11 protein-coding genes are annotated in these 11,842 nt (G+C 42.1%); 4 read left to right on the top strand and 7 right to left on the bottom strand.

The features are described 5' to 3' along the window. Nucleotides 1-318: 318 nt before the first annotated feature. The gene (locus BN3769_RS08400; RefSeq protein ID WP_228840657.1) at nt 319-1,710 is read left to right on the top strand and encodes an MBOAT family O-acyltransferase; all 1,392 of its coding nucleotides are present in this window, start codon (nt 319-321) and stop codon (nt 1,708-1,710) included. Nucleotides 1,711-1,715: 5 nt separating this feature from the next. Further along, a complete protein-coding gene (locus tag BN3769_RS08395) occupies nt 1,716-2,855 on the top strand; it encodes a hypothetical protein (RefSeq protein WP_068469503.1) in 1,140 nt (379 codons plus the stop codon). Nucleotides 2,856-2,873: 18 nt separating this feature from the next. Here BN3769_RS08395 and dinB read toward each other — a convergent pair whose 3' ends face one another. From dinB to BN3769_RS08365, 6 genes are all read right to left on the bottom strand, one after another. Next, nucleotides 2,874-3,926: a DNA polymerase IV gene (dinB, locus tag BN3769_RS08390; RefSeq protein WP_068469501.1), complete on the bottom strand. Its 1,053-nt coding sequence runs from the start codon at nt 3,924-3,926 to the stop codon at nt 2,874-2,876. 209 nt (nt 3,927-4,135) lie between these two features. Further along, nucleotides 4,136-4,420, bottom strand: a complete 285-nt coding sequence (locus BN3769_RS08385) for a hypothetical protein (RefSeq protein WP_068469499.1) — start codon at nt 4,418-4,420, stop codon at nt 4,136-4,138. Nucleotides 4,421-4,490: 70 nt separating this feature from the next. Next, nucleotides 4,491-5,423: a glycosyltransferase family 2 protein gene (locus BN3769_RS08380; RefSeq protein ID WP_068469497.1), complete on the bottom strand. Its 933-nt coding sequence runs from the start codon at nt 5,421-5,423 to the stop codon at nt 4,491-4,493. Beyond that, complete coding sequence (locus BN3769_RS08375; RefSeq protein ID WP_068469495.1) at nt 5,407-6,636, bottom strand: NAD(P)/FAD-dependent oxidoreductase; 1,230 nt, start codon at nt 6,634-6,636, stop codon at nt 5,407-5,409. Before BN3769_RS08375 ends, BN3769_RS08380 begins: the two co-directional genes overlap by 17 nt. Nucleotides 6,637-6,665: 29 nt before the next feature. Beyond that, entirely contained in the window at nt 6,666-7,700 is a 1,035-nt protein-coding gene (locus tag BN3769_RS08370) for a M48 family metallopeptidase (RefSeq protein WP_228840656.1), read from the bottom strand. Nucleotides 7,701-7,771: 71 nt separating this feature from the next. Then, nucleotides 7,772-8,368, bottom strand: a complete 597-nt coding sequence (locus BN3769_RS08365; RefSeq protein ID WP_068469493.1) for a LemA family protein — start codon at nt 8,366-8,368, stop codon at nt 7,772-7,774. Between the two features lie 296 nt (nt 8,369-8,664). Between BN3769_RS08365 and BN3769_RS08360 the strand changes: the two genes are divergently transcribed. Further along, entirely contained in the window at nt 8,665-9,693 is a 1,029-nt protein-coding gene (locus tag BN3769_RS08360; RefSeq protein WP_068469490.1) for a TorF family putative porin, read from the top strand. 53 nt (nt 9,694-9,746) lie between these two features. Here BN3769_RS08360 and BN3769_RS08355 read toward each other — a convergent pair whose 3' ends face one another. Continuing rightward, nucleotides 9,747-10,640: an aminoglycoside phosphotransferase family protein gene (locus BN3769_RS08355; protein WP_068469488.1), complete on the bottom strand. Its 894-nt coding sequence runs from the start codon at nt 10,638-10,640 to the stop codon at nt 9,747-9,749. 250 nt (nt 10,641-10,890) lie between these two features. Here BN3769_RS08355 and BN3769_RS08350 point away from each other — a divergent pair, with 250 nt between their 5' ends. After that, nucleotides 10,891-11,784 carry a hypothetical protein gene (locus BN3769_RS08350; protein ID WP_068469487.1) on the top strand — a complete coding sequence of 298 codons (894 nt, stop codon included), beginning with the start codon at nt 10,891-10,893 and terminating at the stop codon, nt 11,782-11,784. Nucleotides 11,785-11,842 lie beyond the last annotated feature (58 nt).

The following is an 11,842-nucleotide window of genomic DNA, read 5'->3' as shown; positions in this document are numbered from 1 at the left end:
GGAGAGAACAGGCCATATTGAGTGGATATGGCCCGTTCCCCCTTATTGCCACCCAGGGAAAAAAACGCGAATCTCGGTCATTAGCGGTTTTAGCGCTCCCTCTTAGATGCTAAAATCCCCTTTTGAATGGGGTTAGAGTGTTATTTGGCTATTTTTTTACCTTCCTATTAAAGTTTGATCTATTTCAAATTGACACCTGCTTCTCTTATTGATAGGATAACGGCAAAAATATCTAGCTAGATTTTCCCTATGCTTTTCAACTCTTACTCCTTTATTTTTCTCTTTTTGCCCCTTGTGCTGGGAGGATATTTCCTCTGTATGTCCTTGCATTTGCCCAAAATGGCCTTGGTCACGCTCTTGTTCAGTTCACTGTTCTTTTACGCCTATTGGGATCCTCGCTTTCTCATTTTGCTTTGCGGTTCTATTCTTTTTAATTACTTAGCCGGCGAGCAGCTTCAGCGCTTAGTTTCACAAAAGTATAAAAAAATCTTCTTGCTAGGGGCTGTCGGAGTCGATTTAGCCTTGCTCTTTTATTTTAAGTACGTTGCCTTTTTTTTAAGCATGTTGATTCCTTGGCTTGGGCCTGACATTGTAGTTAATTCATCCATTCTTCCGCTGGGCATTTCATTTTTTACTTTTACCCAGATCGCCTATTTGGTCGATGTCTATCAAAAGAAAGCCAACCGATCAAGCCTTGTCTCTTATAGTCTGTTTGTGACAGTTTTTCCCCATCTGATTGCAGGTCCCATCCTTCATCATAAGGAGATGACCGATCAATTTAACCGCTTTGGACAAGGGGAGTGGTGGTCTACCGAGAATTTTGCCAAAGGCCTTTTCTTATTTGTCATCGGCTTGGGGAAAAAAGTCTTGATTGCCGATTACTTGGCAGGGCTTGTTAAACCCATTTTTGACGGATCTGTGGGCGATCCCATGCCCTTTTTACAAGCCTGGTTTGGAGCCATTACTTATACCTTGCAGCTGTATTTTGATTTTTCCGGCTATTCGGATATGGCTGTCGGTTTGGGCCTTCTCTTCAACCTGCATCTGCCCATTAACTTTAATTCGCCTTATCAAGCCACTTCCATTATTGATTTTTGGCGACGCTGGCATATTTCGTTATCGACCTTTTTGAAAGACTATCTCTATATCCCATTGGGAGGAAATCGTCAGGGCCATCAGTCCAAAATGCGCAACCTATTTTTAACGATGCTGTTAGGAGGCTTATGGCACGGCGCTGGCTGGACATTTGTCTTATGGGGGGCATGCCATGGCTTTTTCCTGGTGATCAATCATACATGGAGATGGATGGGATACCAAATGAAAAACAGCGTAGGACAGATTCTGACATTATTGGCTGTCATTATCGCATGGGTGATTTTTCGCTCGCCAACCATTGAAATGGCATTCCATATTTTAAAGGGAATGATAGGAGGCAATGGTATTGTTTTACCGGCTAAATTGGCAGATTCGCTTGGTTTTTTAAGCAACTGGGGAATTGTCTTCATGCACCTAGAAAATTCGCTATTTAAAGCTAAGGATGTGGTTTTAATTCCAGCGCTGATGCTTATCGTATTGTTTTTACCTAATTCGAACGCCTTGAAAGAGCGGTTTTCTCGTTATCGATGGGCCGGTGCCGTATGCGGGGGATTGTTTCTCTTTGCACTCTTAAACTTAAAAGAAGTCACGGAATTCCTCTATTACCAATTCTAGATACCATGAATGAACATTCCCATTACCGCCATTTTATACTGACTTTTTTTTGTCTGCTAGGAGTTGCTATTCCGCTTATCATTGCTTTCAACTGGGCCATAGATCCTTATGGGATTTTTAACTCACCCCAACTCAATGGATTAAATACGCATAAGCCTCAAGCCGAACAGCATGTTCGATTAATCAAGGCTCTTGAAGTAGAAAAAGCAAAACCCAAAGTCATCTTGCTTGGCTCTTCCCGGACAAGGGCGGGAATGCATGGAGAAGACTTAAAGGACCTAACGCCTTATCCGGCCCTTAATGTTGGCTTGCCAGCCGCAACGATAGAAGAACTATATGCTTATCTAGAGCATGCGCTATATAACCAGCCGGACCTTAAAGAAGTGATCATGGATGTGGATTTGTTCATGTTCAACCGTAATCGCAAAATAAATCCCGAATACGATTCAAAGCGATTGAAAACCAACTCCATGATTTTAGATGATTATATTGGTTCGCTTTTCACGGCACATGCCTTGAAAAATAGCTTTTTAACGCTTGCTGAAAATGTGCAGCGTCAGTACTGGCCTTTTCAAGAAGGCAAAGAGATCGCCTTGAATTCCCATGAGATTAACGAAGAAGACAAGAGGTTTCTTAAAGATATTTTAATTAGTCATGAATGGTATGGCAAATTTGAGATGGATTCCAAGCAAGTCGAGTCCTTTGCACAAATTGTCCAAAAATGCCAAAACAGCGGCGTCCAACTAAAGGTCTACTTTCCTCCTGCTCAAGCCGTTTATTGGGAAGCCATTTATCAAAAAGGACTGGGACCCTCTCTTGAGAATCTCAAAATGACTCTTTGTCAAATTCATCCCTTTTATGACTTTAGCGGTTATAACCCTGTCACCATGCAACAATGTCAACAAATCTCCGGTCCTCTTTATTTGGACTGCAGTCACTTTACACGCCCTGTCGGACAAATGATCTTGACCAAGCTCTATGATCGTCCTGTCGAAATTGATCATTTCGGAATTCTGGTAACCCCAAAGACAATTGCATCGCATCTCAATCAAATGAGGCAAGAGCGCGAAGCTTGGATAGCCACGCATCGCGATCAAGCGAGCTATATTGCTGAGTTAGAGCAAAAAGCCAAGCCCGTGCGATAAAGATGATCAGTTCAATGACTAAAACAAAGTCAGTTGAATCTCTTCGCCAATGCTTAAATTGATGCCCAGTCCAAGCAATCGAACGGGCTGCTTTTTGCGCATCCATCCGATTTCAACCAAGGCTTTGTAGTTATCCAAATTAAATAAAGGATAAAGTCCGCTCTCTGCTGTGGTTGTTGAAAAGTCTGCAAACTTGACTTTTACAAAAGGCTTTTTAATGAGGTAATGCTGTTTGATTTTTTCATAGCGGGCAACAAGCCTTTCGTAAAGATCCGGCAGATGCAAGAGGCAGCTTTCAAAAGTGGGAAGATCGTGGATAAAGGTCGACTCTACACTGATGGATTTGCGAATACGGTCCGTTACAACGGAGCGGTTATCAATGCCTCGGCAAAGCTCAAAAAGAGTCCAGGCCCGACTGCCAAAATGATCGTGTAATAGCGAAATATCCCATTGCTGCAATTGTTCACACGTATAAATATTTAATGCATGAAGCTTTTGCGCTGTGACATGGCCGATTCCCCAAATTTTTTCAATGGGCAGCTGTTTAATGAAGGCGTTCACCTCATCCGGAGTGACAACAAAGAGTCCATTCGGCTTATTCCACTCACTGGCAATTTTAGCTAAGAATTTATTAGGCGCCACTCCGGCTGAAGCCGTTAAGCGCCGCTCTTCCCAAATTTGCCTGCGAATCTCTTTTGCAATTAATGTGGCGCTTCCTCCAAAAGCCGCAGTTTCCGATACATCTAAATACGCTTCATCTAAAGAGAGGGGTTCGATTGCATCTGTAAAGGAATGGAATATCTCTTGAATGGCTAAGCTTTCCTTTTTGTATTTATCAAAATTTGGAAAGATGATCAGTAAATCAGGGCATAATTGCTTTGCCTTCCAAGATGGCATCGCTGAACGCACGCCATATTTTCTTGCCACATAATTGGCAGTAGCAATCACGCCTCTTCCTTCAGGATCACCTCCAACAGCAAGAGGGCGCGATTGCAAAGAGGGGTTATCCCGCATCTCTACCGAAGCATAGAAGGCATCCATATCAATGTGAATGATTTTTCTTGTACGCATCTCAACAAATGATAGTCATCGCTCAATTATAGGAAATCCAATCAGCTTTATTTTGAAAAATTTAGGGGGATTAAGCGCATGGATTTTACCCCCTTAATTTGAATAAATTTTATAGCCTTTACTATTTGAAAGTCAAATACTTGAGATTTAAAGAACGGAGCTGCGCTTTGCATGGATAAGGAAAAATAATGCAGGCAGCTCCTCTGCTGCTAGCGACGTCCTAATGCATAAGCCATTGCTATAAGGATGGAAATGATAAATCCAGCCCCTATTAAAGCAACGCCGGTTCCAAATGCTCCAATTGTAATGGGAATAGCCGCAGCAAGACTTGTTGTCAGTTTACTAAATCCTAAAGCCTTTAAAGCTAAGGTGGTTATTACTCCTAGGCTAATGCCTCCAACAGCTAAGACGGTCGCATTGCCTGTAATGTTAATAATAGGAGAAATAAAATCGTAATCTCCTTGGCTTCTTGCAAATTGAATAGGAAATACCATACATAACCTATGTTTTGAGATTTTATTGAATTGCCTTTTATACTAAAGTGAAAGTCGAGATTCTTGCCTTTTATTTGGCCAATAAAGTCTTGAGATTTCGCAAAAAACCTTGTTTAAAAAATTGATGCTTAATGATTTGTCTTTTGCGCTCTAAATAAGGAAGATATTCTAGTTCAGCATATGCCCATAGCAGAGCTTTTTGATGGGAATTTAATAAGTGATCATACCTTTCAAGTAAAAGGCAAGCTTGCTTATGTGTCCGGCAAGCGCAGACGGATTTTTTCTGTGTTTCTGCATTTGGCTCATTCAAAAATTTAAATAGTCCATAGTTTTTTGCGCCGGTATCATTTGCACCGTGCTGACGATAAAGCATAGTAGGCTGATCGACATAATCAATATGGCCAAAGCATGTGGCGACAAGAGCAATCCACCAATCATGCATGATGGCTTTTTCCGGAACGGGACAAGCCAACTCTAACAATCGCCGATTGATGAGCATGGTGCAGCCTGTCACGACATTCTGAGCCAATAGGCGATTGAGGGCAATATGATGAGGATTTAAATGCGTATAGCGCCAAAAGGAAGGGGCTATTTCGGCTAAATCTTTTCCGACTACTTTAAGATCTGTATGCACTAACAGGGGAAGGTGCTTTCCATAACTTTGCTCCATTGCTTGCATGCAAGCCAGACTTGTTTCAATTTTATGGGGAAGCCAATAGTCGTCTTGGTCGGCAAAGAGAATGTAGGGGGCTTTGGCAACTTTCATTAATTCTGAGAAATTCCCCTTTACTCCCAAATTTTCTTGGCTTGGAAGCAAGGTGACTTGATGGGGATAAGTCCGGGCTATTTTAGTTAAAATGGCGACCGTTTCATCGGACGAGCCATCATCCCTAATCCATAGGTGAAAATGAGGATAGTTCTGAAGTAAAATCGATTTAATTTGCTCTTCGACATATTCAGCCCCTTGATAGGTAGCCAATAAAATATCAACGCATTCGCTCATAGTTTTCTCGCCATCCTAAAAGATATTTCAATCGAGCGATAGAATACCAAAAATAAGATTTTAATGTATGGCGAAAACGATAGTGAAAAATAACGTCCATGATTTCTTCGTTACTCATTAAGCCAAAGGCTTTAACGGATTGATCGATACGTTCATCTTGTTTAGTTTTAAATAAGCTCTTCATTAGCATCTCGGAAAAAAGCCATTTTTTTCCAAAATAGCGGTTCATGGAGCGGTCAAAGTCAATAAAATTTGAAATGTCGCCCTTTAAATATCGTTGAATGTGAAAAGCTGCTTCGCGCCCACTGGCCAAGGCGTGTCTAATCCCTTCACAACCAAGGGGATTAATACTAGAAATCGCATCTCCAATAGCTAGAATCGGGCCTTGGTAACGCAAATCTTTTTGCCCTAACGTATAATAGATGGTCTTCCCATGCTTATCTAAAATTTGATAGGCGTCAGGCGACCCGCAAAATTGAAGCAATTGCTCTAAATAAAATTTATAAGAAGGTTCATAGTTAACATAATTGTAATTTTGGAAGTAGCGAATGACTCCGATTTTGAGGCAAGGGGAAGCCATGGGGAAAATCCAAGCATAGCCCTGCGGCATCCAATGATGGCCTAAAAAGAAATTAAGGGATTTGGCAAATTGATGATAGACAGCGGGCGACACCTGAACGTGATATTCAATTCCTGTCGCAGCCATCGCTTGATTCTTATCATAAGGATGGTGAGAAGATAAAACTTTGCGTTCCGTTCCCGTCGCATCTACTAAAACTTTTGTCTGAAGAGAAAAAATTTCATTCGTCGCCAAATCTTTAAAGTGGACTATAGTTGAATGCGAATGAGTTTCATGCGATTGATAGTGGCAGCCTAAGCGAAAAGCGCCGCCTTGTTCGATTGTTTTTTTAGCAAGGAAAGCGCGTAGCTTATCAAAATCAAAAATAGGCCCAAAAGGAGAAGGGGATTCCCATGTGCTTTTTTCCTTAGTCGATTGGACGTTTAAAACTGTCCAATATGTTCCGACCACTTCTTCGGGAAGATCAAAGTCCGTCATCGTTTCTTTGGGGGCGCCGCCGCTGGAATAATTATTTTCTTCAAAGCTTTTGGCTCGATCAGCTAAGAAAACGCGATAGCCTTTGTTAGAGAGTTCACGGGCGCATTGACCGCCGGCCGGTCCTGCGCCTGCTATAACTACATCATATTCTTGCATGCTTTTTCCTAGCTTACACTTATTGATTATTATCCAAGAGGGGGCGGAGGAGGGGGCTGCTGAGAATTTTCGGAAGAAGGAAAGTCTCCCGCTTCTCTATATTCTCCTCCCTCAATAGCGGCAATGCGCTTTTCTATGGGAGGATGGGTGGCAAATAGGCGCTCCCAAAAAGAAGGATGTTCATTGAAATAAAGATGAGAAAAAGGCTGCCCGCTTCTTGGCATATCGGATACGACGGATCGTTGAATTTTTCGCAAAGCATTGGCTATTCCAATCGGATTCCGTGTGTATTGGACAGAGCACGCATCAGCTAAGTATTCCCTTTGTCGACTAACCATCGCCTGCAAGATTGATCCAAAAAACCACGTCAATGCTCCCGCAATCAAAAAGATAAGCGCGATCAGGAGGATTGGATTTCCCCCTTTGCGGTCCTCATCATTGCGTCTAGAATACCCCCCATAAGAGGCGCTTTCCAATAGGCGAAGGCCTATATAAGATACAATGAAAAATCCCATGATCATAGCCGCCACGCGCATGCCGATTGTCATATCTCTATTGTAAATATGGCCAAATTCATGCGCCAACACGCCTTGCAGTTCGTCCCGTTTTAGAGTCATTAAGCATCCGCGTGTGACTGTAATGGCCGCATTCTCAGGGGATGTGCCGGCGGCAAAAGCATTGATTTCTTGAGCTTCTAAAATATAAACCGGCGGAACCGGTAAAGAGGTGGCCAAAGCAATTTCTTCCACAATGTTAAGAAGCTGCCTTTCCTTTGGATCTCTTGTATAAGGATTGACTAGCTCGGCTCCTACTGATTCAGCCACATAGCTTCCGCCCGATTGCAAATAGTTCATATAATTGAAAGCCGCTACCCCAAACGTCACTCCCAAAAATCCCAATCCCACATAGGGCATGGGAGGATTGCCGTAACTATCTCCAGCAAAAGCACGCATAGCTAATTCAGCGCAAAGTCCTGCCGCTAGCGTCAAAAGAATGAAAATAGTTAAATAGATAATGGTCTTAGTTTTTGCTTGTCTCTGTGCTTCCCAAAAGTTCATTACCATAGAATGCTTCTCGTTGTCTGTTTTCGGTCTGCCAAATTAATTTACTAGCGGATTGAGAGTTTCGCGTCTTATTAAGAAAAAGAAATTTTGGGCGCTTTCTTAACTTGTTGATCTTCCACTTGAAAGAGCTCAACAGGGTGATGCCCAAACATTCCAGCTAATACAACAGCGGGAAATTGTTGTTGGGAAGTGTTGTAAAGCATGACATTGTCGTTATAGGCTTGGCGGGCGAAAGCAACCTTATTTTCAGTAGAGCTTAATTCTTCTTGCAATTGCTGCATATTCTCGCTTGCGCGCAATTGAGGATAATTTTCAGCTAAAGCCATAATATTTGTAACAGCTCCTCTCAAAGCCGCATCCGCTGTCGCTAAGTCTTTAATAGAGCTTGCTGTCGGTCCACCGCTTTGCTCAACTTGTGTACGTGCTGCCTGAGCTTGATTGCGGGCGCTGATGACGGCTTCTAAAGTTCCCTTTTCATAGCTCATATACCCCTTTACAGCCTCAACTAGATTGGGAATTAAATCATAGCGGCGCTGAAGCTGAACATCAATTTGGCTCCAGGCATTATTGACTTGGTTGCGCAATTGAACCAACCTATTATAAATTCCAATTGCCCATAGCGCAAGAAGAGCAATAATCACTAAAATAACAATCAATGCTGTAGACATACAATACTCCAGTGGATCGTGTCCGTTTAATTCGCCATTTATCTTTATTTTACCTTTTTGGCATTTTAAGGAGAAGTTTAGTCGGTTTATTTAAAAAATTTATTGAATTTATAAATCAATTTTCTAAAAAAGTAAAATTTTTCCTTGCTTTTTGAGTGATTTATTTTCCTTTCTTTGCTAGGGTGTGCTCTCCTTAGCCACTATCCGTGAATGCATAATAACCTCTTTCCTAAGAGGAGTATTTATTGAAGACCTTTAAATATAGTCATTTACATTTCGTTTACAAGGAATCTTCCATGAGGATAAAGAAAAAACCTAACGAGCCCCTTTGCCTGTTAAAATTTTACTTACTCGTTTTATTTTTTTTCTTTGCTAATTTGGGTGCTGCCGGTACAGAAGAGATTAATACAAAAAGCGAATATCCGCCTTCGGAATTAAACAATCAACCCCCTTCAAAAGAGACAGCGAAGCAAGAAGCCACTGAGCCATCTCAGCAACAGGAAAAGGATAAAAAAGAAGGGAAAAAAGAAGACAAAGAAAAGGGAGATAAAGACAAAAAAGAGGAGAAGAAAAAATCGCCTCATTCCTTTACGGGAAGTGTTAGCATTGTGTCTGATTATCGAGACAGAGGCCTATCAGACACCCTGCATACACCTGCCATTCAGGGAGGATTTGATTATGCCCATGAGAGCGGTTTTTATTTAGGAACATGGGCGACGAATACGGATAGAAGCGGTAATCTTTACAATAACGCAAGCATGGAATGGGATATTTATGGGGGATTTAAAAGCAAAGTCTTTCCCTGTTATCCAGATTTTAGCTATAACGTCGGTTTACTTTTTTACTATTATCCGGGAGGGCAAGCGTTTGTTCCCAAAAGAGTGAAGTACAATACGCTCGAATATTACGTCGAATTCACTTTTAAAGAAGTTGCCGTTAAACTTTCTCAAACGCTGACTGATTTTTTTGCTGTTAATTCTGACAATCCTCCGACAAATTGGGATAAAAATCGTCCAATTCGTCCCAATGGCCATTCTTACGGCTCTCTTTACATTGAAGCGAGCTGGACTCATCCCTTATATCCTAAATGGACACTGTTATTGCATGCAGGTTATCAAACGGTTACGAATTACTGGCAACTCAATTATGCAGATTGGCTGGCGACTCTCACGCGAGAATTTGATTGGCTCAATATCTTTGTTACGTATGTAGGAACAAATGGAAGACCGGCTTTTTATGATGTTCCAGATCATCGTCATGGGCATCCGCATCGTGTTAGTATCGGAGATCAAGGGGTTGTTTTTGGCGTCAACAAAAAATTTTAAACAAAAGATCTATTCAATTAAAACCGTTACCATTAAATCCCAGGAGCTCACGTCTATCGCGGGCAATCTTTAAGCACTTCATTGATACTATGCCAGCATCGCGTTCCCTCTACCGCGTTCGTCTCTGCAAGCCCGGCAGCGATGATCAAAGCTTTCCATAAAGCCCAAGCCCTGCCGCGTTTCCATGTACCCGCATCAAGCGGAAGTCCTGCCTGAAAGGCTTGCCGGCTTTCACCCTTAAATAACGTCCATGCAATCGCCAAATCACAGGCAGGGTCACCGATTGTTAGCTGGCCAAAATCAATGATTGCGCACAGGCGACCTTCTTGTACAAGCAAATTGCCCATGCTGATGTCTCCATGAACCCATACAGGAGATCCTTTCCATTCTGTCGCAAGGGCAGCTTCCCAAACAGCGGTTGCCGCATGCGAATCAATCTGCTTCTTCAGGATATCGATTGCACGCCGTGTTTCTGTATCATAGATGGTCAATGTCCCTCCGCGATAGAAACTATGCGGGCCTGGCAAGGGGGCATTCATCGTTTCTATGTGCTGCAAGGCAAAGAGAAATTGTGCTAAGCGCGTTGCAAATTCCGGCAAATTTGCGATAGTAGCACAGGTTGCGCTTTCGCCTTCAATCCAACGATAAATAGACCATTTCCATGGATAGCCATAAGCTGGCTCTCCGATAGCCAAGGGAACGGGAAGGGGAAGGGGAAGAAAGGGCGCCAGTTTTGGTAGCCAAAGCCATTCTTTTTCCACTTGACCTGCATATTCTGCGGCGCTTGGCATGCGCACTAGCAAATGCCTGCCCAAATGAAAAGTCCGGTTGTCCCAGCCGCTTTGTTTGACGGGGCGAATGGGAAAATTTTTCCATTGGGGAAATTGGGTGGCAACTAAACGGCTGACTAGCCTATCATTTATTATAATTTGTTGAGCGTCTGTCATTAAAGCTATTACCGTCAAGTTATACGTTTGAGAAAGTAATGGAATTCTAGGGTTCTCATTTTATCATTTGCTTTTTTTTCTGGGTTTGTTGCATTTTTATCCTCCATTAAACTCATATTCATCTCCTTACATTAAAAGCCTATCTTCTGTTCTTTCTTTTCCATTTGCAGGGGGCGATTGAGTCTTTTAGAGAAATTTAATTTTTAAGCTATCCAACTGGATTACGTCCTTAACAAAAAGGTAAAAAACTATGTGCTGTCCGCTTCAACGTATGCCAAGCCATTTTATATTAACAGACATTAATCCAGAGCCTTCAACACAACACGGGACAATTTATCATTGTAGAGGATACGTAGATTTTTCACCCCGAACGCTTGCTGATCGCATTCTATTGACTTTCCAACGTCTTGAGCTTGCCGAAAAAATTTCTGAAATTGCAGATGAGTTCTTCCATCTTTTTGGATCCCTACTAAAACAGCATGCCAATTTGATGGTCTATCAAACCTTTCGCAATCTTCATCATGGAGCGCATGAAATTGAGCATTTTTTACATTCTTTTTGCTTCCTAGGTGATTTATGCAGAGCGTGGAATTGGAAAACTCAATTTTTAGAGTATACGGATGAGCAACGCATTCAATTAGATTACATCCGTACATCAGCTAGAGTATGCCATGCTGTGTCTCATTTCTTTTCTACCCTGACTTTTTTGTCGGAACATCAATTATGCCGTTTAGGCCGCTTTGAACATATCGTTAAATATCACTCTCTATTAAGCACGGTCGGATACGGATTATGGACGATTTCTTTGATTTGGAGATGTTGTCAGCGTCAAAGACAGGCCCATTTAGCTTCTGACTTGGCTATTCATGCAGGAGGATTTTTCTTTGAAGGCTTGGAAGTCAGTAAGACATTTAATGCCTTAGCAGCCTATACCTCAATTATTAATAAAGTCAAAGCAGTGGCAGGCATTATTCATGCCTGGAGTGTGGCTTATCGCTTAATGCCGGGGAACCGCGAAGAGTTGCAAGGCCAATTTAGAAGGACTGCAGAAGGATGCATTATTCCTAATGAAATGCATACCCATCACGATCATAATCATTGCCATCACGAGCATCATCATCATAACCATTGCGAATCAGCTTGAGTCAATCAGAAGACTCTATTCCCTTGTAAATCTTTTATAAACCACAGTGCGCAAGCGC

Source organism: Candidatus Protochlamydia phocaeensis (assembly GCF_001545115.1).
GTDB classification, from domain to species: Bacteria; Chlamydiota; Chlamydiia; order Chlamydiales; family Parachlamydiaceae; genus Protochlamydia_A; species Protochlamydia_A phocaeensis.
The sequence above is the reverse complement of the archived record's forward strand: the minus strand, read 5'-3'. Positions and strand labels throughout refer to the sequence as shown.